This window comes from Pseudomonas sp. ARP3, from assembly GCF_001029595.1.
Classification (GTDB): domain Bacteria; phylum Pseudomonadota; class Gammaproteobacteria; order Pseudomonadales; family Pseudomonadaceae; genus Aquipseudomonas; species Aquipseudomonas rhodesiae.
On the sequence record NZ_LEKF01000036.1, the window covers coordinates 1 to 24,987 of the forward strand.

The following is a 24,987-nucleotide window of genomic DNA, read 5'->3' on the forward strand; positions in this document are numbered from 1 at the left end:
ATCAGCGAATTCCATCAGGGACAGAGGCACCGCCTCACTTAAAGTCCGGATGTATGGCTGCAACCTTATCCCGTCTGTGTTTTCACGAATTGAGTGCTTGGCATACTGGGGGCGTCCATGTATGAGCAAGCTTGCTTGCGCTGGGCTGCGCAGCGGCCCCAAAGCCAGGCGCTGAAGTGTTACCTGTTATTCGAACTTATCGATGCGTGTATCGGCGTAGAAAAACTCGTTCTTGTCCGTGCTCGATTCGTAGAAGTAGGCGTAATCACTCAGGTAGTACACATGTTCGACGCGGTTGTACTTATCGTCATCGGTGCGGCATGCCAAGGCCTTGGCATTCCCCAGCAGGTTGGGGTTGAGTTCGCGGGCCGGCAATTCGCGTTCGACGACGCAGCGGTTGATCTGCACCTTGTTATAGCTGCCCACCAGGCTGTTGAGTGTCGAGCGGGTGGTCTGGTAGACCACGGTTTCGCCGACCGGCAGGGCCTGCCAATTGCCGGTCAAGCTTAACTGCGTCAAGGTCGAGCTTTCCGCCATACCGGTGCCGCCGTACGTTGTCTTCGACACCAGCGATACCAGGTTGCGCCAGCTCACCGACTGGGACTCATAGCCGTCGCCGCGATGGACGATCTGCAGTTGACCACTGGCCTTGTCCTGGCTGATGAAGTGCTCGCTGGTGCTGTTGGACGTCTTGCCTTTGAGGGTCGATGTGCCGGTGAAGTGCACATACTTCAAGGTGCGCGCGGGCTTGTCCTGGTTGAAGGGCGCAAGCGCGGCCAGCACCTGGGGCTGCACCGACGACAGGGCGATGACGGCCGGCGCTTTCAGGCGCGGCTTGAAGGGGTCCAGCTTGGCGATTTTCTCGGGGGTGACGCATACGGTGTGGAACAACAGCGCATAGTCGGCGTCGCTGCCCGCGATGGGCTGTGGCGTTGGGAAACTGTCGACCCGGCCATCGCTCACGCGGTTGCGCACGTCCAGATCGTAGCCGGCCAGTTCCTTGTACGTGCCGTTGGAGCAGGACACCGCGAAGTGCTGGCGTTTTTGCGCATAAGGTGCGTCGTAGGGCAGGTCGTTGAGCACCGTCGGGTTATCGAAGGCGGCCCAGAAACGGGTTTCACCCTGCACAGTCTTGACGCTGGCGGCGTCGAGCAGTACCCAGTTATCGCGCGCATCTTTGCTGACCAGGCGCCAGTCGGGCTTGGGCGTTTCAGCACAGGCGCGGACAAATGTCTGGTTGGCGGCCAAGGTGGTATACAGCGTGTCAGACAGCTTGCGCGCCTCGGTATAGCGCCCGGCTTTGAGCGGGTACACGCGTTGGGAACCATCGAGGTACAGCAGGTGCAATTGCTTGGACGAGCACGCCGCTTCGAACTGCATAGTGCGCCGCACGCCGCCGGTAGCGTCGTGCATCAGCAGCTCGAAGCTGAGCAAGTCGCCTTCGCGCACGATGCTGTTCTCCACCAATGGTTGAGCCAGGGTGTCGGCGAGCATCTGCTCGACTTTGCCGGACTGGGTGGCACAACCGGACAGGGTGGCGATGCCACCGGCCAGCAACACAGAAGTCAAAACGCGCACAAGAACCTCATTGAGTCCATTCGGGGATGCCAGGATGACGGCCGCCGGGGGTGAATCTTTAGGTTTTTTTCACGGCCGCTTCGATGGCAGCAATGTCGATCTTACCCATGCCCATCATCGCGTCAAAGGCACGCTTGGCGGTGGCCGCGTCGGGGTGGGCGATCGCCTGGGTCAACGCCCGCGGTGTGATCTGCCACGACACTCCCCACTTGTCCTTGCACCATCCGCAGGCACTGGCCTGACCGCCGTTGTCGATGATCGCGTGCCAATAGCGATCGGTCTCGGCCTGATCATCCGTGGCCACCTGGAACGAAAATGCCTCGGTCTGAGGAAATATCGGCCCGCCGTTCAGCCCCAGGCACGGGAGGCCCATCACGGTGAACTCTACCGTCAGCACATCGCCTTGCTTGCCCGACGGGTAGTCGCCCGGCGCTTTGTGTATGGCGTCTACGCTGCTGTTTGGAAACGTCTTGGCGTAAAAGCGCGCCGCCTCTTCGGCCGTGCCGTTGTACCAGAGGCAGAGGGTGATTTTGCTGGGCATGCTCGTTCTCCAAGGTGAAGGGGTGGAGATAGTCTAGACCACGCGCTTCAAGCCTAGCGTGCCATCAGCAGCACGGATGCCGCCTCGCCGGTGTGCCAATGGCCGGCGGCGACGTAAAGGGCTTCGACCTCACCCAGTTGGATTCGCGATGAGCCAGGGTTGCGTCCAGTGAATCCAAGTAATGGGCAGGCATCAGGTCACGATAGGCGTGCTGCCAGCTGTTGATATGCACCTGGGCAATTGCCCGAGCGTCGGAAGGCAGTGCTTTGCGAATCATTGATCGGCTCCTGGTGCGGACACGTATCACTAGCGGGGTATTTCAATAGGCCGTCCGTTGACGACGGAATAACGCGGGCTTGGGGCAAGCACGACGCGCAGTTTCAGGACTGTGACGCTGCTATCAGTACGGCAAATTTGCCTGGTTATCCTCCCACCTGGGACGCGGTTCAGGGTATCGTGCCGCCAACTTAACGAAGGGACGCGACGTTTCGATGAACAATAAAATGGTTACTTATGCCGCTGCAGCGGTGGGTTTGGTCGTGGTGGTGTCTCTGGCCACCAGTTGGTTCACGGTCGATGAGACCGAGCGGGGTGTGCTGTTGCGTAACGGTGCGATGGTAGGCGTGGTGGAGCCGGGCCTGTCGTTCAAGCTGCCGTTCATTGAGTCGGTACGGTTTATCAGCATTCAAAGCCAGGCTACCCAGTACGCCAACCTCCAGGCGTACAGCAAGGACCAGCAGACCGCCAAGTTGCAGGTCTCGGTGTCCTGGCATATCCCTACCAGCGATGTCGCCAAGGTGTACACCAGTTACAAGGACTTGGATGGCGTGCGTGACCGCCTGATCGCTCGTCAGGTGCCGACCCAGGTGGAAAACGTATTCGGCCAGTACAACGCGGTGTCGGCGGTGCAAAACCGCGGCAAGTTCGTCGCGGATGTGACCAAGGCCATCCGCGATTCGGTAGTCGGGCCAGTGGTGATCGACGGCGTACAGATCGAAAACATCGACTTCAGCGATGACTACGAGCGTTCGATTGCCTTGCGCATGAAAGCCGAAGTGGAAGTCAAAACCCGCGAGCAAATGCTGCAGACCGAGCAGGTGCAGGCGCAGATCCGGGTGACCCAGGCCCAAGCCGAGGCTGACTCGCAATTGGCCCAGGCCAAGGCGGATGCCGAGTCCACGCGCTTGCGCGGCAACGCCGAAGCCGACGCGATCCAGGCCCGCGCCAAGGCCCTGGCCAGCAACCAGAACCTGATCGAATTGACCAAGGCCGAGCGCTGGAACGGCGTACTGCCGACCACCATGCTGCCAAACAGTACGGTGCCGTTTATCGACGCCAAGCAGGTCGATCGATAACGTTTTGAATGTGGGAGGGGGCTTGCCCCCGATGGCGCCCGGACTGCCGACCACGCTCACGACTCAGCTGCATTCATTCAGGGAAACCCCTCACATGACCTTGCTTGCCCGGCCTATCGATCCACCGCCAGAAAGCCTGATCCGTGACTGGTACCCGAACGCGCAGTTGCTTGATAGTTTTGTCGTGCCTATCGACGCGGCTGACGTCTCCATCAATGACCTCGCCGTACGCGCCTTGGGTTCGCCGCCTGTGTGGTTCAAGGTGCTGATCACGATCCGTGATGGTGTGATGGGGCCGTTGGGCGTGCGGACCTCCGGCGAGGTGCGTCGCGCCCATTCGGATAAAGCCCATATCGACTTTTTCCCGGTGCTGGAGCAGACCGCTGACGAGATGGTGCTGGGGGAAAATGACAGCCACCTGGATTTTCGTCTTTCGCTGCTTCGACGGCGCGACGAGCGCGGTGAAGTGCTGATCGCCACGACGGCGGTACACACCCACAACCGGCTGGGGCGTATCTACATTCTGCTGATTCGCCCGTTTCACAAGCTGGTGGTGCGGGCAACGCTAATGCGTTGCCGCCGTCAGCGCTAGCGCCGGCGGGGGGTGCCCGTCGACGCGTGTTGCCTGAAGCCTCAGAAACTGTACTTGGCCGTCAGCATCATGTTGCGCGGGTTGCCGTAGGCATCGCCGCCGTAGCTCGCCGAGTTGGCGATGGTGGAGTAGTAGCGCCGGTCGAAGATGTTGTTGGCGTTGACCTGCAGGTCGAGGTGGTCGTTGACCTTGTAGCCGGCCATCAGGTCGGTGACGGCGTAGGCGCCTTGTTGCAGGCGGTAGGTGCTGCCGTTGGCCAACGGGATATCGTTGTACAGGCGGCTCTGCCAGGAAATGTTGCCGCCCACCCGCAGTTTTTCCAGTGGGCCCTGGAAGTTGTAGCGGGTGGTCAACTTAAACAGGTGTTCCGGGACGTCGGTATCGAACTGCTTGTTGACCAACTGCGGCTTGGCGTCGTCCTTGATGGTGTGGGTGCGTGCGTAGGTGTAGCCACCACCGACCTGCCAGTTTTCGGTCAATGCGCCTTGCAGTTCGAAGTCGATACCCTGGCTGCGGATCTCACCTGATGCCTGGGAGCACGAAGCCTGCGGGCAGTTCGGAACCACCACCTGCACAGCACGGTTTTCCTGGTCGATGCGGAACAGCGCAACGCTAGCGTTCAGCGCGCCGCCCAGGTATTCGCCCTTGATGCCGACCTCATAGTTCTTGCCAACGATGGGCTTGAGCGGCGCGGCGCCGGTGTCCTTTTCTTTTTGCGGGGTGAAGATGTCGCTGTAGCTGACGTATACCGAGTGGTGATCGTCCAGCTCATAGATCAGGCCGGCGTAGCGCGTAAGGTTGCGGGTGACGTGGAAGTCGCCGTCGCCATCGCGGTTATCGTAGTCGTACCAGTCCAGGCGCCCGCCGAGGATCAACTTCAACGGGTCTGCCAGGCTCAGGCGTGTGGTGACGTAAACGCTGTCCTGGGTGGTGACTTCGCGCTGGTTGTTGGTATGGACGAAATCCGGCTTGCCTGCGGTGAGTGGCCAGTTGAGGTCGTAGGGGCTGTAGTTGTGGGTGGTCATGTCGTAGATGCGTTTACTCGCGCCGACCACCAGTTCATGGCTGCGCCCGAATGCCTGGAACGGGCCGCTGACAAAGGCGTCGACCCCTGCCTGGTTTTCGTCGTACTTGGCCTGGTAAACCGTACGTGCCAGGGAGTTGTTGACCCAGCGCGATTGGTACGAGCCGGAAAACAGCGCGTTCTGTTCGGCATAGTTGGCGTTGACTTGCAGGTTCCAGTCATTGGCCAGGCGCTGGCGCAGTTCGGCGAAGACCGTGTTGATTTCCTGATCCTTGTTTTCCCAATCGGTGCCGGGGTTGTAGGAGCGCGGCAGGTCGAGGTGATGGCCGTCCTGGCCGATCATCGAGGCGCCCCAGAAGTAGTTGGTTTTGTCCTTCTGGTTGGAGAAGCCCAAGGTCAGGGTGGTGTCTTCGCTCAGGTCGGCTTCGGTGACAGCGTAAAACAGGCCGTGACTGTTTTCGGCTTTGTCGATAAAGCTGTTGGCGTCGCGGTACGACGTCACCACTCGGCCGCGCAGGGTGCCGCTGTCGTTGAGCGGGCTGGACGCGTCGAGTTCGCCGCGATAATCGTCCCAACTGCCGGCTGCGCCGGTGAGGGTGACTTTCTGCTCATCCAGCGGGCGCTTGCGCACCATATTGATGGCGGCCGACGGGTTGCCCGCGCCAGTGACCAGGCCGGTGGCGCCGCGCACCACTTCAACGCGGTCGAACATCGCCAGGTTCGGCTGCGCACCGACCGACGCGCCGTTGTAGCCACTGGGGATACCGTCATACATCAGGTTATCGATGTCGAAGCCCCGGGAGGTGTAGGTCTGCCGACCAGGGCCGTCGGAGTAGTTCAGAAACAGACCAGGCGTGGCGTTGACCACGTCGTTGATGCTGGTCATCGCCTGGTCGTCCATGCGCTGACGGGTGATCACGGTCACGGCCTGCGGGGTTTCGCGCAAGGTCAGTGGCAGCTTGGTTGCGGTACTCATCGAGCCGGTGGTGTAGGACTGGGTGCCTTCGGTGGTCTGGCCCAATTGGCCTTCGCCGGAAATTTGCGTGGCGCCCAGTTCCAGCGTGGTGGCCGGTGCTTCTGCATCGGCGGCGTAAGCCAGGTGGGTGGTGGCCAGACAGACCGCCAATGTCATCAGACTGAGTGAAAAACCATTGCCGCCGTGTGATTGCACAGACATGAAACTGACTCTCCCCGAGTGCCGTCCGTGGCTAATAAGAAATATGTTGAGAACTATTCGCGTTAGTCTGGCAGATTCAGTCTGTAGGAAAAAGCCTTAGGGAAGAATTAGTTAACGAATTTTTCACATCGGCGCATGTGGCGTTTGGCCGCTACTTAGATGAAGAGGGCACGAAGTGAAGGGTCGCACACTCGTCCGAAAGGGTTGACCACAACCGTTGGCCGGCACTGCGCCGGCCAGCGCCGCCGGTTAGTCAAAACTCCATGCGCAGGCCCAGCGTGCCTTGGCGCCCGTTGAAGGTATTGCTGTCCAGATTGCGGTTGTAACCGACCTCGCTGTACAGGCTGATGCCTTTCGCCACCTCCAGGCTCGCGCCGACGCTGAGGCCCAGGGTGGTGGACTTTTGCTCGGTGTCGATGTCCGTCAGGTGATCAAAGGTGACGGTGTTCTGCCCCGCACTGGTGTGCCACACATTGGCCCTGGCATAGGGTTCGAACGGCATACCGCTGACCTGATACTCACCGCGCAGGCGCACGCCCAGGCGCGTGGTGACGCGGGTGTCGGCGTTGAAAGATACATCGGAAACCCCGTCGTTCTGCCGTTCCAGCTTGGTCTTGCCGATGATCACCTGAGCCTGGGGCTCTGCAATCCAGGTGTCGTTGATCGGCAGCGGCCAACCGACTTCGGCGGAGGCGGTGACGTCGTGCCCGCGGGTCTTCATCTTCACCCCACGGTCCGATTCATTGTGACCGTCGAAGCGTGTGCCCATCAGCACCAGATCCAGATACGCCTGGTTGGCGCCGAGCAGCGTCCAGTACACGCCCAGACTGTCGCCGCGCAAGGTCGTGTTACCGGTGTCCTGGTCCTGGCGCGCGTCACTGAAGCCTTTGACGTCGCCCTTGAGGGTGCTGTGGCCGACGAAAAAGCCGGCGCGCTGCTGCAAGCCGTTGTCGAGGACGCCGGCGTAGACATCGGTGCCCACCTGGAATCCGGACACGGAACTGTCCAGCGTTGGGCTGACGGTGCCGGCGTAGCTTTGTCGGCTGCTGTTGCCATATACCCGGCCCCAACCGGCCGCGAAGGCGCCGGTTTGCTGTTGCTGAAGCTGGTCGCCCAGGCGTTCGTGATAAGTGCCCAGCATGGCCTGAACGACCTGTTGCACGGCTGGGAACAACACGGCATAAACCGACACTTCCGGGCGGTAGATGGGCAGTGGGTCGACTCCGGGGTTCGGCGGCAGCGGCGGTTCGCCAGGGATGATCCCCGGCAACGGGCCGATAATCACCGGGTCGATCGGTACGGGTGGGATGCTTGAGCGCAGGTAATAGTTTTCTGAGGTTCCCGCCGTGACGCCGCCTTTGAACAAGTAGTAATCAAAGGCGCCAGCGGACACCGGTTTGCCGAGTGTGAAGGCAGTATCGCTGCTGGTGGCACCGTTGAGGGCCTGCACCACCTGGATGCCATCCTGTAACGAGGCCGCCCCCGTGCCGCCCAGGTTAGTGACGTTGATCAGCGTATTGCCCTGCATCGTGCCCTGGCTGACCACCAGTTTGTCGCTGGGCGAACCGTCGCCGTCCAGCTTGCTTTGCAACAAGAGCTGCCCACCATTGCCGGTGTAATTGCCATTGATGGTCAAGCTGTCGGCGGTACTGGAACTGCCGGTGGTCATATCGATGGTGCCGCTGTTGGTGACGTTGACGGCTTGGCCGTCGGTGAACGGCGCGATCACACCGGTGTTCACCAACAGTTGACTGGCGCCGTCGATTGTCAGTTTGCCGGTGCCTGTGGCGCTGTCGCCCAAGGTGAGCGTGCCGCCCAGTATCAACTGCGAGCCGTTGTCCAACTGGATGGTTTCCCAATTGGGAAACAAACCCGGATCTGCGGCCTTGGTGTTGTCCAAGGTCAGCGTGTCATTGCCAAGGCCACCGTCGATCAGTTGGGCAGGGGCCAGTTGCGTGTTGACCAGACCTTTGAGCAGGGCTTTATCGTCGCCATCGGCCAACAGTACGAAAGAGTGCAGATTGCCTCCCGACCACTCGAAAGTGTCATTACCAAAGCTCAGCAGTATGCGTCCGTTGACGTCGCCACCTGAGACTTCCACCCTGTCATCGCCGCCGCTGACGCTGATATTGCCCCCTACGAAGGCCGTACCCGAAATCAGAATGGTGTCCAGGCCGAAACCGGTCACCAGGTTGCCTATGATTCTGCCCCCGGACATATCGAACGTATTGTTATCCAGCTTCATGTCGACGCGGCCGATGGTGCCGCCGGACATCTTGGCGTTGTCCCCATCTTCGAAGGCGCCGGTGATGGTGCCGCCACTCATGCTGAACGTGTCGAGTCCGTCGCCCTGAGCGAGCGACGCGACAGTGCCACCGCTCATTGCAAAATCGTCGATACCGGCGCCCTGAGTGAAGGCTCCACGCACGTTGCCGCCGCTGATCTGCGCTATATCCCGGCCCCCGCCCTGGCTGACCGAGCCGGTGATATCGCCGAGGATGGAGCGGAAGATATTGCTGCCGTCACCCATGGAGAGGTTGCCAGTGATGCCTGCGGTAGGTCCGTTAATGTCCACCAGATCGTTGTTGGCGCCGAACGTCACGTTACTGGTGAGCCGACCCGAGCCGCTGATATTGAGGGTGTTATTACCCCCGGTGTCGGCAAAGCCTGGAGCGGTACCGCTGTCGCAGGTGGAGATATCGTCGCCCGCCGTGTTGTTGATTGAGCAGGCGCCGTGAGCAGGCGGGGGCAAGATGATCAGGGCAAAGGTTGAGGCAATGCCCAAGTAAAACCAGGAGCGTTTCCATGTGCGCATGATCCGACCTCATTCGAGAGGGGCTTGCCCCAGTCGCCTGAAGGCTAGGGGCGGGTCATGCCATGACAACGTGATGAGCGATACGAGGCAGGGAATACGGGTTACCTGTTCGAAAACACCGGCCAATGCAAAGGGTTGGCATGGCTTTCTCGACTGCATCTGAGCCTGTGCAGTTTTTTCCACCTTAGTCATACGTCGCGTGAGGCGCCACTGTCAGAAATAACAGGTATAGACCAGTCAGTAGCTGTCTTCGGTTGGCTATGCTCATTGGCGTACGAGCGCGGCGGTATTAGGTGAATGCAGCAGTCTGGGTCCTGTGGTCGACGTGCCCTGCAAACCCATCATTTCCCTCATTCACAAGGAGAACGTCATGAGTATTCAGAAATTTTCGGTGTTACCCCTGGCCCTGATCTTGCTGGCTGCAACCTCTCTGAGCTGGGCGGCGACTTTCGATTGCGCGGTCTACGATATGAAAATTAACAACGGGCAAGGCAGTGCTGCACGCCAGGCTGATATTCCCGTTGACGCCGATACGTCCGAGGTTGCCGAGGCCTCTATTCGGGCAGATAACTCGATCTGGCAGGATGCCAGCCAGTACGTCATCAAGTGCCGTGAGGTCAAGGAAGAAGAGTAAGCGTGATGGGAGCGGCTCGTTATGCGCTCCCGTCCCGTTTGACGATTCAGGCAAACACGATCTCAAAAGGCTCGCGCATCCGCTCCAGCAGCACCTGCGCCAGCATCGGTGCCAGGCCGATCTGAGGGTCGCCTGCCAACTGGCTGGCATAGGCATGGGCGGCATGGAGTTTGCGCGCGACGCTCCAGGTGTTCAGGCGCACTTTGCGCGCGCGTTGCCAGGGGATCATCGCGCTTTCAGCGGCCGGCCAATGCCAGGCCCAGACGGGCACCTCATATAACCGCGCACCCACTAGGTCGCAGGCTCTGGCCGCGGCGCGGCCGACGCTGTCGTGGTCGCTGTTGCCATCGTTGCACCAAGTGGTGAACACCACGTCGCCAGGGTGCAGGTAACGCGCGATAAATTGGCTTAGTTGCGGTTCACGGGCGGCCAGTGCGTTGTCGCTGAAGCCGCCACGAATCCACTTCAGGCTGTGCAATGGCATGCCCAAGCGGCGCAACGCTTCAGCGCTTTCCTGGGGCCGCACCACGCTCAAACGGCTAGCCGGCCACACTTGGGAGCCAGGATGGCTGGCGCTGCCGTCGGTAATGGAGATGAGTTGCAGCGGGTGTTCCAGGTTGCTGAACAGTTGCAATAAACCACCGCAGGTAAGAACTTCGTCCCCAGGGTGGGGCGCGATGATCACCACGCGTGCGCCAGGCGGCACCAGGGTGGACGGCGCGACCGGGGCGAGCAGCGCCAACTGAGGCGCACTGTTCCAGATTTGCGGAGGGCCGCGACGGCCTTCGCTCAGAGAGGCAGGCTTCATGGATGTCACATCCTTGTCGGTTGATGCGCGGTCGTCAGCCGTTGACGGCACGACTCTTTTATCCTCACCACAGACTCCGCCGTGATGGGTGCTTGGCAATCCAACCTTGAATTACCAGCAAGGCGTCATGAGCATAGACAAGGTTGCGGCGGTTTTCAGGCAGGCCCGGTTTTTTTTTCAAGAAGCCAGCACCAGGCTCTTCAGAAAGTCGCCGAAACCGCCCCTGGCACGGGCGTCCAGACGCGCGCTGGTGATCACTTGCGGGCGGTGGCTCCACGCGATGGATGCCCCGCAGCGCTCAAGTTCGCGTACCAGATGTACGTCTTCATGACAGGCCAGGGGCTCGAACCCACCGGCGCGCACATAAGCACCGGCGCTTACCCCAAGGTTGGCGCCGTGGATATGCCGATGGCCGTCCCGTGCTTCGTAACCCTGGTGATAACGAATCTGGGCGGCCGGATCGAAACCCTCGCTCCAGGCATCCACCGTGACCGTGCCGCATACCGCGTCCACGTTCAACGCCAACTGCGCGGCCAGCCAGTCCGGTGCCACGCGGCTGTCGGCGTCGGTGCAGGCGATCCAGCGTGCGCCTTGATTCAACAAATGCCGCGCGCCGACGCCACGGGCATGCCCGACATTGCGCGCATGCACCTCCAGAGACTGCACGGGGTACGTCTGGGCGATGGTGGCGCTGGCGTCGCTGCAGCTGTCGAGCATGACCAGCACCTGCACGGGTTCGCCCAGCAAGTCCGGGTGCCGCGCGGCAATCAATGCGGCATCCAGGCACTCGGCCAACAGCGCTTGTTCGTTATGCACCGGGATCAGAATGCCGATCATCGCAAGCCCTCAAGGGTGGCGACCGAGGTACCGTCGCGGCTCCACAGGTCGAGGAGAAAATCCTGTTCTGGGTGGCTGGCCACACGGGGCATGCCCAGGCGTTGGTCCAACATGGCATGCACCTGCTCGGCGGTTAGCGGGCAACCGTCGATGGGCGGGCGCCAATGGCAGGCGAGGATCTGCCCGTCGGCAGTCAGGCTGGCCAACGCGCACTCGATCAACCGACCCAAGTCATCGGCGTCCAGGTAGTAGCACAGTTCGCTGAGCACGATCAGGTCGAATCGGCCCGTGGGCCACTCTTGCGGCAAACGGCTCTGGTACACCTGGGCGTGGGTAAATCCGAGCAACCGAGTACGCGCCAGCGCCACGGCGGCCGCGGCGGTATCGCAACACAACAAACGATCGCCGCGCGCGGCCAGCTCAACACTCAGCTCACCATTGGCACAGCCAGGTTCGAAGATCGAGGCGTAGCGCGGCTTGGTCAGCAGGGCCAGGGTGAGGGCGCGTTTACGCCGCTCGTACCAACGCTGACGAAAGGCCCAGGGGTCATCGTTGCCGGCGAACAGTTGATCGAAATACCGGGTGGCCACACTCATACGAATACCACTTCAAAAGGTTGCAGCAAGCGTTCCACCACATAGGGGGCCAGGACCGGCGGCAAGCCGATCTGCGGATCACCCTCCAGTTGGCTGGCGAACGCATGGATGGCGTGACGCTTGCGCGCCACCGCTGCACAGGTCAGGGGGATTTTGCGCGCGCGGTGCCAGGGCACCAGGGCGTCTTCGGCGGTTGCCCAGTGCCAGGTCCATACCGGCAACTCGTACAGTCGCGCGCCTACTGCTTCGGCGGCTTTGGCGCTGGCGCGGCCCACCGCTTCATGGTCGCAATGGCCGTCTTCGCGCCACGTTGTGAACAGCACGTCGGTGGGCTTGAGATAGCGCTGAATAAACCCCACCAACTCGTCCTCCCGCGCTGCTACTTGGCTGTCGCTGAAGCCTGCGCGCAGCCATTTGAGACTGTGCAGCGGCACCCCCAAGCGATGCAGGGCCTGGGCCGACTCCTGCGGGCGCACCACGCTCAATCGCTCCACCGGCCAACGTTGCGAGCCGGGGTGGCTGGCGCTGCCGTCGGTCACCGAGATCAATTGGATCGGCCGCTCCAGCGCCGCCAGGCCCTGCAACAGCCCGCCGCACCCCAGCACTTCGTCGTCCGGATGGGGCGCGATAATCACCGCGCGATGGCCTTCCGGGACCAATTCCTCAACGCTGATAGAGGGCAACGCCGCCAGGCGCGGTGACGTCTGCCAGTGCTGCAACGGCGTGCCCTGGCCGACGATCGGGTTGGCTTTCATAGCTGCCACCTCTCGTTGGATTGGCCGGCGACCCATTCGCCAAGGGCTGCCAGGTCGCGTTCGGCATGACTCTGGCGCACATACACCGGCAGATCCGCCATCAATTGGGCCATGTGCGGGTCCTGGCAATACGGCCCGGCACCGACTGCACGGCCGACATGGCGGATCACCTGCTCGACGGCGTCCTCGATGCAGGCGCGTGCCCGTTGGGCCAGCTCCCTGGCGTCGGCCTTGGGCGCGCGGTCGATGCGGTCGGCGGCGTCGCGCAACACGCAGGCGGCGGCGTGTAGCGCACTGTCCACTGCGCCCAAGTGCGCCAGGGCATGGGGCTCGGCGCGCCGCGCACAGTTCTGCTGCAGCACTTGGCCCAGTTGCTGCGCCGCGCCATACCAGCACGCCGCGATACCGACGCCGCCTTGCCAGAAACCGGGGCGGGCGAGGTAGTCGCCAGGCCCACCCACGGCCACACCGCTGGCATTGTCGAAGACAACCTCGACACTGCCGGTGGCCGCCATGCCCACGGCATGCCAGCCTTGATCGGTCACACTCACGCCTGGTTGTTGCATCGGGACCGCCACCAATTGCTGGCGGTCCTGCTCATCCCAGGCGGTTAATAATCCATGACTGACCACCGCCGCGCCGGAGCACCAGGCTTTACGCCCGTGCACGCGCAAGCAATGGCCGTCGTGTTGTACACGCACCTTGGCCGTGGGCGGTTCGGCGGCCCATGTGCCCCAGGTACTGCCCTGGGGCATCGGGGGGCTGCCGAGTTCGGCCATGATCGCCAAGGCATCGGTGTGGCCTTCGAACAACTTGCACAGGCGCAAGTCGTGCGCGGCCACATCGGCCAGATGCCTGAACCGCTCCAGGGTCTGGCCGCCGCCGGGTAGCGGCAACCGGTCCAGCCCTTGGGCCACCAAGGCCCTCAGGGCTGCGCCGAGCGCCTCGGTGTCGGCATAAGCACGGCCGCTATCCAGGCTTCCCTGCCAGTTCATTTCACACCTCGTCGTCGCGCTGCAATTCGAACAGCAGCAGTGAGCGGCCGGTTACGGCGTACTCGTGATCGAAGTTAAAGCGCTCCTGAGCCTTGATCGTCGTGTCGTTGGTGTCCAGCAGGCAGGTCCAGAACTCACCTTCGGGCACCGGCGGCAGACGGAAATTGACCATGTCATGGTGGGCATTGACCACCAGCAACAAGGTAGCGTCTGCGCCAGCGCGGCGGATACCGGTTTCCTGAGCGCGGCCATCCATCAACATGCCCAGGCAACGACCATTGCTGTCCTGCCATTGCTCGGTGCTCATTTCGTTGCCATCCGGCGCCAGCCAGGTGACGTCTTTCACGCCGATGTCTTCGTTGTAATCGCCCACCAGGAAGCGGCCACGACGCAGGATCGGATAGGCCAGGCGCAGCTTGATCAGGCGCTTGACGAACTTGAGCAGGGCTTTGCCGTCGTCATCCAGATCCCAGTTGACCCAACCGATCTCGCTGTCCTGGCAATAGGCGTTGTTATTGCCGTGCTGGGTGCGGGCGAACTCGTCACCGGCGACGATCATCGGCGTGCCTTGTGCCAGCAGCAGGGTGGCGAAGAAATTACGCATCTGGCGCAGGCGCAGGGCGTTGATTTCCGGGTCGTCGGTAGGGCCTTCGACGCCATGGTTCCAGGACAGGTTGTTATTGCTGCCGTCTTGGTTGTTTTCGTCGTTGGCTTCGTTGTGCTTGTCGTTGTACGACACCAAATCGTGCAGGGTGAAACCGTCGTGGGCGGTGATGAAGTTCACCGAGCTGTACGGCCGGCGCCCGCGATGGTTGAACATTTCGCCCGACGCCGTCATACGCCCGGCGAAGTCCGCCAATTGGCCGTCGTCGCCTTTCCAGAAGGCGCGCACGGTATCGCGGAAACGGTCGTTCCATTCCACCCAGCCCGGTGGGAAGTTGCCCACTTGGTAGCCGCCGGGGCCGCAGTCCCAGGGTTCGGCAATCATTTTCAGCTGGCGCAGTATCGGGTCCTGGCGGCAGGCCACAAGGAAGCTGTGTCGTTCGTCAAAACCGTCGCGATAACGCCCGAGAATCGTCGCCAGGTCGAAGCGGAAACCGTCCACATGCATTTCCGTGGCCCAGTAGCGCAGGGAGTCGGTGACCATTTGCAGCACGCATGGGTGGCTGAGGTCGAGGGTGTTGCCGGTGCCGGAATCATTGATGTAGAAGCGCTTGTCATCGGGCATCAAGCGATAGTAGGAGGCGTTGTCGATGCCGCGCATGGACAGGGTCGGGCCACGCTCGTTGCCTTCGGCGGTGTGGTTGTAGACCACGTCGAGGATCACTTCCAGCTTCTGCTCGTGCAGGTGCGCGACCATCTCCTTGAACTCGGCAATTTTGCCGCTGGCCAGGTAGCGTGGGTCGGGGGCAAAGAACGCGATGCTGTTGTAACCCCAATAGTTGGTCATGCCTTTTTCCAGCAGATGCTGGTCATTGACGAAGGCGTGTACCGGCAGCAGCTCGACCGAGGAGATCCCCAGTTGGCGAATGTGCTTGAGCACATCGTCTTCCATCAGGCCGGCGCAGGTGCCACGCACCGATTCGCCCACGGACGGGTGACGCATGCTGATGCCGCGCAGGTGGGTTTCATAAATGATCGTGCGGTCCCATGGCACCCGCACCGGCTGATCGTTGCCCCAGGTATGGGCCGGGTCGATCACCTTGCACTTGGGCACGAAGGGCGCACTGTCGCGTTCGTCGAAACTCAGGTCGTCATCCGGGTGGCCGATGGTGTAGCCGAACAGCGCTTCGGACCATTTGAGTTCGCCCACCAACTGCTTGGCGTAGGGGTCGATCAGCAATTTGTGGTGGTTGAAGCGGTGACCGTTGGCCGGATCGTAAGGGCCGTATACGCGGTAGCCGTAAATCAGCCCAGGGTGGGCGTCGGGCAGGTAACCGTGGAAGATTTCATCGGTGTATTCCGGCAGCTCGATGCGCTCCAGTTCGACTTCGCCGCTGTCGTCGAACAGGCACAGTTCGACCTTGGTGGCGTTGGCCGAGAACAGCGCAAAGTTGACGCCCAGGCCATCCCAGGTGGCGCCGAGGGGGAAGGGCAAACCTTCACGAATCCGCGACGGCTCATTGCCCGGCGTCGATGGGGTTTTATCCGGTTTGCTCATGGTGTTGCTCCTGCAAGGGGTCTTTTTTCGGGCCGAGAGCGGCCGTGCTGACGAATTTTCAGCGAACGAGATCGAGTGTGAAGTTAAACCCCCGCCGACAGCGTCGGCGGGAGGGTTGGGCGTCGAAAGGCTGGTTACGGCTTGGGCTTTTTCGGCGCCGCAGGTTTCTTGGTCGCCGGTGCGGCGGGCTTGCTTGCTGCCGCAGCGGGCTTGGGCTTTGCCGCAGGCTTGGCGGTGGCTTTAGGCTTGGCGGCCGGCTTGGGCTTGCTCGGCGTCAAGGCTTCGGATTCGGCCAGCTTGCGCGCCATCTCCCAATGACGTGCGTCCTGACCATGGGGCTTACCCTCGGACTCCCAGATCTGATGCGCCAATTCGCGGATACGTTTGTCTTCAGTGCTCATCGCAATGCTCCTCACAGAAAATGTTCAGCTTTCTTGATCATCAGAATTGATAAAGACATTGACCGGGAATTCCCCCAGGGCAGTGCTGATCAACAGCTCCTTGTTTGGTGTGACTGCGCCTGTTTGAAAAAGTCCCTTCCAGTTTTGCGTTGACGCGGCGAACGGTAATTTCACCCGGGTATCGCCCCAAACCTGCGCAGGAATCAGAGGCTGCACACCGTTTTCAAGCAGCGCATGGGACCAGCGTGGTACCACCACCACCAGCTGTTTGCCCTGGTGTTCGCGGCTGAATGCAACCACGCGGTCGGCGTGTTGACCGAGTACCTCCAGCGGTGTGTAGCTGCCGTGGCGGAACAGTTCGGGCTGGGCGCTGCGCAAGCCCAACACCTGGGCAATCAACGCCTGTTTGATGCGCCCGTCGTGCCAGTGGGTCAGCAGTTGATCGGTGCCCGGCGGGGTGTTCAGCGCTTGTTGCCGTGCGTTGAAGTCCACCGGACGACGGTTGTCCGGGTCCACCAGGCTGAAGTCCCAGAACTCGGCGCCCTGGTACAAGTCCGGTACACCCGGCACCGTCATGCGAAGCAAGGTTTGCGCCAGTCCATTCAGGGCGCCGGCCGGAGCGATGGCTTGGGCTGCGGCGGCAATCGCGGTGCGCAACGGGCGACCGGCTTCGATCAACAGCAAGCGCGACAGGAAGGCTTCGACCGCTTGTTCATAAGCTTCGTTGGGCGCGCTCCAGCTGCTTTGCAACTTGGCTTCGCGCAGGGCTTTTTGTTGCCATTGCCACAGGCGTTGCTGGTAAGTCTCCAGCGACGCGCCAGGGTCCAGATCCAGCGGCCAACTGCCCACTAGCACTTGATAGAGGATCAGCTCATCACCGGCCGACGGCGCGCAGGCATCGTCGCGCAGCGGGGCGGCCAGACTGCGCCACTGTTCAACTTGAGCCACATACCACGGCGCGCACTCACTGAGCACCGCCAGGCGCGCGCGGGTGTCTTCGCCGCGTTTGTGGTCATGGGTCGCGGTGGCCAGCAGGTTGTCCGGGAACGCCAGCAGGCGCTGTTGGTTGACCTGATGGAAGTCGGCCAACGGCGCACTGAATTGCTCGGTGCTGAAACCCACATCGTTACGCGACAGCAGCACCGCCGAGCGATAGAACGCGGTGTCTTCCACGGCCTTGGCGGCGGCCGGGGAAGTGAGCTGCTGGAAGCGCACGCAGGCATGTTTGAGAATCTTGCGCTCGCGCCCCACTGGGCGATCACGCCACGGCTGGCCGCCGAGCCATTTTTGCAGGTGGTCGAGCACTGGCCAGTCGCCTTCACTCAACGTGCTGCGCGCGCCGTCCATGGCCTGTTGGAACACCTTGTCATCGGCGGCGCTACGGCCACGGGCGCTGATGTAGGTGCGGTACACCGGGAAGTGCACGATCAACTCCTGCAATGCACGGCGGATGGCGCCGAGGGTCAGGTCGCGGGTCATCACGTCGTCGCGCGCCACTTGCAGCAGCGCCTGGGCCACGCTTTCGAAATCGCCGCCCAGGGAGCCGTTGAGGATCTGTTGGCGCGCCAGGCGGGCCTCTTCGATAAAGGCCGAAGGCCGCTCGCTCAGGCGCGTCCACAGCTCGGCCAGGGGCTCAAAGCCTTCGGGCTGGTGCTGCAACAGCGACAGCTGATTCATGAATTCGTAGCCCGTGGTGCCGTCCACTTGCCAGTCTTCGCGCAGGGTTTCGCCTTCGCCGAGGATCTTCTCGACAAAAATCGGCAGGTGCCGCTCGGGGGACAACGTATCGACCCGGCGGCGCAGCTTGCGGCAATAACCGCGCGGGTCGGCCAGGCCATCGATATGGTCGATGCGCAGGCCATCCACCAGGCCTTGGCTGATCAGCTCGAAAATCTTGCCATGGGTGGCTTCGAACACCGCGCTGCGCTCTACGCGCAGGCCGCCCAATTCATTGACGTCGAAGAAGCGCCGCCAGTTGATATCGTCCGCCGCCGTGCGCCAGCTGGCCAGGCGATAGGCTTGCTGCTCCAAGAGTTGATGCAGACGTTCGAAGCCCTCGGCTTGGCGACCGTCAAACTGGGCCAAGCGCTGCTCAATGGCCGGCAGTACCTCGGTGGCCCGCTCGGCCAGGGCCTGTTTGAGCCAGGCGGCTTCGGCGTAGGCATCGTCCTGATAGGCCAGGGCAGCGAAACGGTCCGCCAGTGGTTTGAGCGGTTCGTCGTTGCCCAGGATCAACGCGTAATCCCGTGGGCAGATCGGGAAGCGATGTTCGTAATGCTCGACGTAGAACGATCCGTGGTCAGCATCGAAGTGCAGGGTCAAGGTGCCGCTTTGCAGGGCTTCGCCGTAGTCGCTGCCCAGGAACGGCATCAGCAATTGGCCTTTGAGCAGCGGGTCGGGAGAGTGCCACTGGATATCGAAGAATTCGCTGTAGGGGCTCAAACGCCCCCATTCCAGCAGGTCCAGCCACCAAGGGTTATCGGCGCCGCCCACGGCCATGTGGTTAGAAACGATATCCAGGATCAGGCCCATGTCGTGTTCACGCAGGGCCGCGACCAGACGGCGCAACGCGTCCTCACCGCCCAGTTCAGGGTTGACCCGGGTCGGGTCGACCACGTCGTAACCGTGCATGGAGCCGGCGCGCGCGCTGAGCAACGGCGAGGCATACAGGTGGCTGATACCCAGTTGGGCAAAATACGGCACCAGCGGCACCGCGTCGTCCAGGGTGAAACCTTTATGGAATTGCAGGCGCTGAGTGGCGCGCAAGGGCAGTGCTTTCATCGGTCACGCTCATAGGCTTGGTTACGCGCGACCGCCAGCAGTTCGAGGCGGCGCGCGGCGTCGGCGTTGTCGAGCAGGCTCGCGGCCTCGCCCGGCAGGCGGCGGCGCCAATTGGGATGGGTATCGGTGGTGCCGGGCAGGTTGGCTTGTTCTTCGATGCCCAGGGCATCCTCCAGCGGCAACAGCACAAGGGGCGCGCGGGTGTGGCCCAGGTAGCGCACGCTGGCGTCGATCATATGGTCGGTTTCGTTGCGGATCTCATCGACGAAGTTCTGCGGGTCCTGGCTAAGGGCTTGGCGCAGCGCCTGGCGTTCGCGCAGGCGATGTTCGCTCCATTGCTCCACGGTGGGCGCGTCGATCAGGCCGAGCTGGATATTCCAGTCGATGTCGCGGCTGTGCCACCAACCGTTGAGGGTCGGCAGGTCGTGGGTGCTGGTGGTGGCGAGGGCGTTGTCGGGCCAGTCGAGGATCGGCTTGAACTGGCCGTCGTGGCCTTGTTCGAACAGCAGCACGCGCATACCGAGTATGGAGCGGCCGATGAGTTTTTCGCGTAGGCCGTCCGGCACGGTGCCCAAGTCTTCGCCTAGCACAATGGCCTGGTGACGATGGGACTCCAGCGCAAGCAGACGCAGCATGTCGTCCACAGGGTAATACAGGTACGCACCTTCTTTGGGCGAGGCGTCCATGGGGATCACCCACAGGCGTTGCAGGCCCATGACATGGTCGATGCGCAAGCCGCCGGCATGGGCGAAGTTGGCCCGCAGCATTTCGATAAACGCACGGAAGCCATGGCGCTTGAGACCCTCGGGGGAGAACGCGGAAATCCCCCAGCCCTGGCCGGCACGGTTAAGGATGTCGGGAGGCGCCCCCACTGTGAGGTCGGCCAGCAACTCGTCCTGACGACTCCAGGCTTGGCTGCCGCCGCCGTCGGCGCCCACCGCCAGGTCAGCGATCAGGCCAACCCCCATGCCGCTGCCACGGGCGGCTTGTTGGGCGCGCTCCAGGCAACGCGCGATCAGCCATTGGGCAAAGGCGTAGAAGCCGATCTCCTCACGGTGTTCCTCGGCAAATTTTGCCAATGCCGGGCTTTGCGGGGTGCGCCACTCTGCGGGCCAGTGGCGCCAGTCGAGGCTTTCACCAGCGGCGGCACGAATGGCTTGCACTGCTTCGAAGCGGCAATGGTTTTCCAGGGCCTCGCCGCCGGTCTGACGGAAACTCAGGAAGTCAGCATGTTGCGGGTGATGGCCGTGGCGGAAATCTTCATACAGCGCACGCAGCAAACGCTGCTTGGCCTGGGCGGCGGCAGGCCAGTCGATCAGGTCGAGCTGCTCGAGGTCGTGCAACTGATCGGCGATGCCCAGGGCTTCGATGGCATTGCGCACTTCGCGCTCGCCGAGGATGCAAGCCGGTGAAGCGTACAGGCTGTTAAGAAACAGCCGACTCGACGGCGAATACGGGCTGTAACGCTGCGGGTCGGCGCTGAACATCGCGTGCATTGGGCTGATGGCCAAGGCGTCGGCGCCCCGCTCGGCGGCTGCGCGGGCCAGGTGTTCCAGGGCCAGGGTGTCACCAAAGCCACCATCGTTGAGGCGGCGCAGGCTATAGAGTTGCGCACTGATGCCCCAAGCGCGGGCGGGTTGGCAGTCCACCGCTTCGGCCACGCTGTAGCAGTGGGTGGGGGCCACGGCCAGGGTGAACGTCTGGTCGTTGATCTGCACTTGGTGATAACCCAAGGCAATCACGCCGGGCAGCACCGCGTTGCCGTCCAGCCGCAGCTCCAGGGTTTCGCCTTGCTCCAAGTGCACGCGGCACAGGGTGTCTGGTTCGAAATAGCGCGACAGGTCCAAGCTCTGGCCGCTGTCGACGGTCAACAACGGCGGCAGGTGTTTATCGAGCTGAGCTTGTTCCAAGTCACGTAGGCTAGCGTCAACCTGGGCATCAGTGTCGGCCGGATGGCCAAGACCTTTGAGCACCGCGCGCAGGGCGTCGGGATGTACGTGTTGCGGGCGGCCGTTGGCGTCGATCCAATCGACGGCCAGGCCCGCGCGGCTGGCGAGGATTTCCAGTTTCGCTTCGCTCAAGGGTGTTCTCCGGCAGGGGATAGGGTGACGCGTGCGCTGTACGGCGGCAGGTGTGTGCCGTCGCCGGCGGGCGTTGCAAAAATAATCGGGTGCGGCGGCGTGGAATGTTCTAAGGCAGTGGCACTGAGGTTCAGATCGATCTGCAACACACTGCCGTTACCCAGACGCCAACGCGCGCTGACCGCTGCGTCGCCAAGTACCTGGGCACCCAGCGCCACACTGCCAGGCAGGTGCGGGACGATATGGCGATGACGCAGGCTTAACAGCTCGCGGTAAAACGCCACGTGGTCTTGGTCGGCCAGGGTTGGCATGGACTGTTGCAAGGTCGACAGCGCATTCGGGTCCGGGATGTGTTCGCGGCGTTCAGGGTCCTGGAACGCGGCAAAGTCGGCAAATTCATTGCGCCGACCTTCACGCACCGCTTCGGCCAGCTCGCCGTGATGGTCGGTGAAGAACAGGAACGGCTCGGCGGCGTTGGCTTCGTCGCCCATAAACATCAAAGGAATCATTGGCGACAGCAGCAGCAGGGCGGTCGCGGCCTTGAGCGCCTGGGGCGGGCAAAGCTGGTGCAGACGTTCGCCGAGGGCGCGATTGCCGATCTGGTCGTGGTTTTGCAGAAATGCAACGAAAGCAGTCGGCGGCAGACCACCGCTCGGCTCGCCGCGGGCATGGCCATGGCGAGTGGTGTCGCCCTGGTAGATAAACCCTTCACCCAGGCACCTTGCCAGTTTGGCGGTAGGGTCTTGGGCAAAGTCGCTGTAGTAGGCATCGGTTTCGCCGGTCAGCAGGACGTGCAACACGTTGTGGAAGTCGTCATTCCACTGCGCATCGAAGTCGTGCTTGAGCAGGCTGGCCTGATTCAGTTCGTTTTCCAGCACCAGCCACACATGACGGCCGGTATCCACCTGCTGGCGCACGCGCTGCGCCAGTTCCTGCAAGAAACCGGGGTTGTCGATGGCGTGCACGGCGTCCAGGCGCAGGCCGTCGAAACGGTATTCGAGCAACCACATCAGGGCGTTATCGAGAAAGAAGTCCCGCACTTCACGGCGCTCGAAATCAATGCCAGCGCCCCACGGGGTGTGCACGTCTTCCTGGAAGAAACTTGCCGCGTACTGCCCCAGATAGTTGCCATCGGGGCCGAAGTGGTTGTAGACCACGTCGAGGATCACCGCCAGGCCGTGTTCGTGGGCGCTGTCGATCAGGTGTTTGAGTTGTTCCGGGGTGCCGTAGGACGAGTGCGGGGCATACGGCAGTACGCCGTCATAGCCCCAGTTACGTTCGCCAGGGAACTGCGCCAAGGGCATCAGTTCAATGGCGGTCACGCCCATCTCGGCCAGGCGCGGCAGGTGTTGCTCGACGTTGGCGTACCCCCCCAGGGCGCCGACGTGCAATTCGTAGATCACCGCCTCGTGCCAGGGGCGGCCTTGCCAGTTGGGCTGGCGCCAGTGGTAGGCCAGCGGGTCGACCACCAGGCTCCAACCATGAACGTCCGAGGCCTGGGCCCTGGACGCTGGATCGGGAACATCCTGCTCCCCGTCGATGTTGTAGCGATACCGGGTGCCCGCCGGGCACTTGATTTCTACTTCGAACCATCCATCGGCCTGGGGCAGCATGGCGATGGATTTACCGTTTTCCAATTCAACGCTGACATAAAACGCGTCTGGCGCCCACAAGGCGAAACGCGTGTGTTGCGCGTCCAGCATGATTGCGCCGTGGGGCCAGGTTTCCAGAGTCCGTAACGGCATCTATAGAGACCTCCCTTGATTATTTAGCTGATTTCCCCAGGGCCTTGGCCACCAGTTGTTCGTAAAGCTCGGCGTAGGGTTCGACCGCCTGGGTCCAGTTGAACGGCTGGGTCATGGCGCGGCAGCGCATGGCGTTGAGCAGGCCGGGGTAGGCGAACACGTTGAAGGCGCGGGTGAGGGCGGCTTTGTAGCTGTCCACCGTGGATTCGTTGAACAGGAACCCAGTGACGCCGTCTTCGATGGTGTCCGCCAGCCCACCGGTGTTGCGCGCCACCGGCAGTGAGCCGAAGCGCTGCGCGTACATCTGGCTCAGGCCGCATGGCTCGTAACGCGATGGCATCAGCAGGAAATCGCTGCCGGCGAACATGCGCCGTGCGTCGGTTTCGTTAAAGCCGATGCGCACGCCGATCTGGCCGGGGAAACGCAGGGCCAGCTCGCGCATGGCCTGTTCTTCTTCCGGCTCGCCGCGCCCAATAATCGCGATCTGGCCACCGTTCTCGACGATAAAGCTGGCAACCGCTTCGGTAAGGTCCAGACCCTTCTGGTACACCAAGCGCGAAACCACGGCGAACAGCGGGCCGGTGGAGTCGTGCAGCCCGAACAGATTGCGCACATGGGCGGCGTTGATCGCTTTGCCTTCCCAGTCACCGATATTGAAGTTGTGGGTCAGGTGCGTGTCGGTGGACGTTTCCCAGCTCTCATCAATGCCGTTGGGAATGCCGCTGAGCAAGCCTTGCTGGGTCTTGGCGGCGAGGAAACCGTCGAGGCCGCAGCCGAATTCGGGGGTGGTGATTTCCTGAGCGTAAGTGGCACTCACCGTGGTGATGTGGCTGGAGTACGCCATGCCGGCCTTGAGGAACGACATCTTGCCGTAGAACTCCATGCCTTCCTGCTGCAGTGCGTGGGGCGGAATCCCCAGCTCCGGCGTGGAAGCCAGACTGACCACGCCCTGGTAGGCCAGGTTATGAATGGTGAACAGCGTCGGCGTGCGTGAACCACGCCAGTGCATGTACGCCGGGGCCAGGCCAGCGGGCCAGTCGTGGGCGTGCACCAGGTCCGGGCACCAGTGGATCTGCGCCAGGTTGGCGGCGATATCGGCGGCGGCCAGGCCCAGGCGGGCGAAACGGATATGGTTGTCAGGCCAGTCGCGACCGTTGTTGGCGCCGTAAGGCGTGCCCTCGCGCTCATAGAGCTCGGGGCAGATCAACACGTAGATGACCAGGCCATCCTTGAGGTCCATGCGCCCGATCTTGCACGGCGGCAGCGCGGCGTGGCCACCCAATTCGCCGATGATATGGATCGGGTTATCGCTTTCCATCACCTGCGGGTAACCGGGGATCAACACGCGCACATCATGCAGATGCGCCATGGCGCGAGGCAGGGCGGCGGATACGTCGCCCAGGCCGCCGGTCTTCACCAGATCGGCGAATTCCGAGGTTACAAACAGTACTTTCTTTCGATTGGGGTTAAAACTGGACACCGGCCGCACCGTGTTGAGGTCGACCAAAGAGGTCGACCCGCCAACTGGCTGACTAACACGCTCTCCCTGAATACTTACTGCGGCACTGATCATAGTTCTCTCCACGTGTTGGTCGGCTAATGGCCCGCTGCCATTAGCTCCGATGACCGCATCCTGCGGCCAGGCGCACAAGCGCATGACAAATCTGGCAAGGCGTATGCCAGTTGCACGGTTAGCGTTAAAAAGTTGGATAGACGGCAACCGGCGTAAACCGCACTGGCGCGCCTTACCTAAACCTGACCAATGGCAGAGTTGGAAAGTTTAGATTTTTTTCGCGGGGTTTTTGTTTTGGAAGGGACCCATCGGTCATCAGTCTAGGACAGATCCCAGGCAGCGTAGGGTTTCTACATGAATTTTGTAGGACAAAAAACTTGTAACCTTATGCGATGCGGAAAAACCGTTGGCGGCCGACGAGAGTGAAGGCACTTTGCACTTGTTTGCCCCAGGCAATACCGCACTCATTCAGTGGTAATGGAATGGACGCCCCCTTCCTAACGGCATCTATGTGCCAAAGTTAAAGTGTTACCCACACTTAGCGGAAGGGAGCGTCCTCATGCAGCTTACGACTGTTTCGGTTGACTTGGCAAAAACC

At 62.0% G+C, this 24,987-nt stretch carries 18 protein-coding genes and 1 pseudogene; 3 read left to right on the plus strand and 16 right to left on the minus strand.

Annotation, left to right across the window (positions count from 1 at the left end; all coding sequences use genetic code 11):
* Window positions 1-186: 186 nt before the first annotated feature.
* The 3 genes and pseudogenes from ABX75_RS26875 to ABX75_RS26885 form a co-directional block, all read right to left on the minus strand.
* Window positions 187-1,578 (minus strand): hypothetical protein, encoded by a 1,392-nt coding sequence (locus tag ABX75_RS26875; RefSeq protein ID WP_034113857.1) that lies wholly within the window; start codon window positions 1,576-1,578, stop codon window positions 187-189.
* A 58-nt stretch (window positions 1,579-1,636) separates the two neighbouring features.
* Window positions 1,637-2,119 (minus strand): VOC family protein, encoded by a 483-nt coding sequence (locus tag ABX75_RS26880; RefSeq protein WP_047883010.1) that lies wholly within the window; start codon window positions 2,117-2,119, stop codon window positions 1,637-1,639.
* A gap of 124 nt (window positions 2,120-2,243) precedes the next feature.
* A pseudogene (locus ABX75_RS26885) lies at window positions 2,244-2,396 on the minus strand (GNAT family N-acetyltransferase); the annotation flags it as partial.
* A 226-nt stretch (window positions 2,397-2,622) separates the two neighbouring features.
* Between ABX75_RS26885 and ABX75_RS26890 the strand changes: the two are divergent.
* Window positions 2,623-3,474, plus strand: coding sequence for an SPFH domain-containing protein (locus ABX75_RS26890; RefSeq protein WP_371264013.1), 852 nt, complete (start codon window positions 2,623-2,625; stop codon window positions 3,472-3,474).
* Between the two features lie 94 nt (window positions 3,475-3,568).
* Window positions 3,569-4,066, plus strand: coding sequence for a DUF2867 domain-containing protein (locus ABX75_RS26895; protein ID WP_047883011.1), 498 nt, complete (start codon window positions 3,569-3,571; stop codon window positions 4,064-4,066).
* A gap of 41 nt (window positions 4,067-4,107) precedes the next feature.
* On the opposite strand, the gene ABX75_RS26900 is transcribed toward ABX75_RS26895, so the two are convergent.
* On the minus strand, window positions 4,108-6,267 hold the full coding sequence (locus ABX75_RS26900; protein ID WP_047883012.1) for a TonB-dependent siderophore receptor: 2,160 nt from the start codon (window positions 6,265-6,267) through the stop codon (window positions 4,108-4,110).
* Window positions 6,268-6,520: 253 nt separating this feature from the next.
* On the minus strand, window positions 6,521-9,082 hold the full coding sequence (locus ABX75_RS26905) for an autotransporter outer membrane beta-barrel domain-containing protein (RefSeq protein ID WP_047883013.1): 2,562 nt from the start codon (window positions 9,080-9,082) through the stop codon (window positions 6,521-6,523).
* A gap of 370 nt (window positions 9,083-9,452) precedes the next feature.
* Here ABX75_RS26905 and ABX75_RS26910 point away from each other — a divergent pair, with 370 nt between their 5' ends.
* Window positions 9,453-9,716, plus strand: coding sequence for a hypothetical protein (locus ABX75_RS26910; protein WP_047883014.1), 264 nt, complete (start codon window positions 9,453-9,455; stop codon window positions 9,714-9,716).
* 46 nt (window positions 9,717-9,762) lie between these two features.
* Here ABX75_RS26910 and ABX75_RS26915 read toward each other — a convergent pair whose 3' ends face one another.
* From ABX75_RS26915 to glgA, 11 genes are all read right to left on the minus strand, one after another.
* The gene (locus ABX75_RS26915) at window positions 9,763-10,524 is read right to left on the minus strand and encodes a PIG-L deacetylase family protein (RefSeq protein ID WP_047883015.1); all 762 of its coding nucleotides are present in this window, start codon (window positions 10,522-10,524) and stop codon (window positions 9,763-9,765) included.
* A 177-nt stretch (window positions 10,525-10,701) separates the two neighbouring features.
* Window positions 10,702-11,361, minus strand: a complete 660-nt coding sequence (locus ABX75_RS26920) for a glycosyltransferase family 2 protein (protein WP_047883016.1) — start codon at window positions 11,359-11,361, stop codon at window positions 10,702-10,704.
* The gene (locus tag ABX75_RS26925; RefSeq protein WP_047883017.1) at window positions 11,358-11,957 is read right to left on the minus strand and encodes an SAM-dependent methyltransferase; all 600 of its coding nucleotides are present in this window, start codon (window positions 11,955-11,957) and stop codon (window positions 11,358-11,360) included. The genes ABX75_RS26920 and ABX75_RS26925 overlap by 4 nt, the downstream gene beginning before the upstream one ends.
* Window positions 11,954-12,712, minus strand: coding sequence for a PIG-L deacetylase family protein (locus ABX75_RS26930; protein ID WP_047883018.1), 759 nt, complete (start codon window positions 12,710-12,712; stop codon window positions 11,954-11,956). Before ABX75_RS26930 ends, ABX75_RS26925 begins: the two co-directional genes overlap by 4 nt.
* Window positions 12,709-13,707, minus strand: a complete 999-nt coding sequence (locus tag ABX75_RS26935; protein ID WP_047883019.1) for an acyl-CoA dehydrogenase family protein — start codon at window positions 13,705-13,707, stop codon at window positions 12,709-12,711. Before ABX75_RS26935 ends, ABX75_RS26930 begins: the two co-directional genes overlap by 4 nt.
* A 1-nt stretch (window position 13,708) precedes the next feature.
* Window positions 13,709-15,868, minus strand: coding sequence for a glycogen debranching protein GlgX (gene glgX / locus ABX75_RS26940; protein WP_047883020.1), 2,160 nt, complete (start codon window positions 15,866-15,868; stop codon window positions 13,709-13,711).
* 134 nt (window positions 15,869-16,002) lie between these two features.
* Window positions 16,003-16,269 (minus strand): DUF2934 domain-containing protein, encoded by a 267-nt coding sequence (locus ABX75_RS26945; RefSeq protein WP_034098099.1) that lies wholly within the window; start codon window positions 16,267-16,269, stop codon window positions 16,003-16,005.
* Window positions 16,270-16,293: 24 nt separating this feature from the next.
* Window positions 16,294-19,050, minus strand: coding sequence for a malto-oligosyltrehalose synthase (locus tag ABX75_RS26950; RefSeq protein WP_047883021.1), 2,757 nt, complete (start codon window positions 19,048-19,050; stop codon window positions 16,294-16,296).
* Window positions 19,047-21,131, minus strand: a complete 2,085-nt coding sequence (gene malQ / locus ABX75_RS26955; protein WP_047883022.1) for a 4-alpha-glucanotransferase — start codon at window positions 21,129-21,131, stop codon at window positions 19,047-19,049. The genes ABX75_RS26950 and malQ overlap by 4 nt, the downstream gene beginning before the upstream one ends.
* Window positions 21,128-22,876 (minus strand): malto-oligosyltrehalose trehalohydrolase, encoded by a 1,749-nt coding sequence (gene treZ / locus ABX75_RS26960; protein ID WP_047883023.1) that lies wholly within the window; start codon window positions 22,874-22,876, stop codon window positions 21,128-21,130. The genes malQ and treZ overlap by 4 nt, the downstream gene beginning before the upstream one ends.
* 19 nt (window positions 22,877-22,895) lie before the next feature.
* Window positions 22,896-24,449 (minus strand): glycogen synthase GlgA, encoded by a 1,554-nt coding sequence (gene glgA / locus ABX75_RS26965; protein ID WP_080758739.1) that lies wholly within the window; start codon window positions 24,447-24,449, stop codon window positions 22,896-22,898.
* Window positions 24,450-24,987 lie beyond the last annotated feature (538 nt).

What these genes read in the sequence shown, in the direction of transcription:
- ABX75_RS26930 (WP_047883018.1), bottom strand. Translation starts at nt 12,712, where the DNA reads ATGAAAGCCAACCCGATCGTCGGCCAGGGCACGCCGTTGCAGCACTGG.
- ABX75_RS26910 (WP_047883014.1), top strand. Translation starts at nt 9,453, where the DNA reads ATGAGTATTCAGAAATTTTCGGTGTTACCCCTGGCCCTGATCTTGCTG.
- ABX75_RS26900 (WP_047883012.1), bottom strand. Translation starts at nt 6,267, where the DNA reads ATGTCTGTGCAATCACACGGCGGCAATGGTTTTTCACTCAGTCTGATG.
- treZ (WP_047883023.1), bottom strand. Translation starts at nt 22,876, where the DNA reads ATGCCGTTACGGACTCTGGAAACCTGGCCCCACGGCGCAATCATGCTG.
- ABX75_RS26925 (WP_047883017.1), bottom strand. Translation starts at nt 11,957, where the DNA reads ATGAGTGTGGCCACCCGGTATTTCGATCAACTGTTCGCCGGCAACGAT.
- ABX75_RS26890 (WP_371264013.1), top strand. Translation starts at nt 2,623, where the DNA reads ATGGTTACTTATGCCGCTGCAGCGGTGGGTTTGGTCGTGGTGGTGTCT.
- ABX75_RS26920 (WP_047883016.1), bottom strand. Translation starts at nt 11,361, where the DNA reads ATGATCGGCATTCTGATCCCGGTGCATAACGAACAAGCGCTGTTGGCC.
- ABX75_RS26945 (WP_034098099.1), bottom strand. Translation starts at nt 16,269, where the DNA reads ATGAGCACTGAAGACAAACGTATCCGCGAATTGGCGCATCAGATCTGG.
- glgA (WP_080758739.1), bottom strand. Translation starts at nt 24,449, where the DNA reads ATGATCAGTGCCGCAGTAAGTATTCAGGGAGAGCGTGTTAGTCAGCCA.
- glgX (WP_047883020.1), bottom strand. Translation starts at nt 15,868, where the DNA reads ATGAGCAAACCGGATAAAACCCCATCGACGCCGGGCAATGAGCCGTCG.
- ABX75_RS26950 (WP_047883021.1), bottom strand. Translation starts at nt 19,050, where the DNA reads ATGAAAGCACTGCCCTTGCGCGCCACTCAGCGCCTGCAATTCCATAAA.
- ABX75_RS26895 (WP_047883011.1), top strand. Translation starts at nt 3,569, where the DNA reads ATGACCTTGCTTGCCCGGCCTATCGATCCACCGCCAGAAAGCCTGATC.
- ABX75_RS26905 (WP_047883013.1), bottom strand. Translation starts at nt 9,082, where the DNA reads ATGCGCACATGGAAACGCTCCTGGTTTTACTTGGGCATTGCCTCAACC.
- ABX75_RS26880 (WP_047883010.1), bottom strand. Translation starts at nt 2,119, where the DNA reads ATGCCCAGCAAAATCACCCTCTGCCTCTGGTACAACGGCACGGCCGAA.
- ABX75_RS26935 (WP_047883019.1), bottom strand. Translation starts at nt 13,707, where the DNA reads ATGAACTGGCAGGGAAGCCTGGATAGCGGCCGTGCTTATGCCGACACC.
- ABX75_RS26915 (WP_047883015.1), bottom strand. Translation starts at nt 10,524, where the DNA reads ATGAAGCCTGCCTCTCTGAGCGAAGGCCGTCGCGGCCCTCCGCAAATC.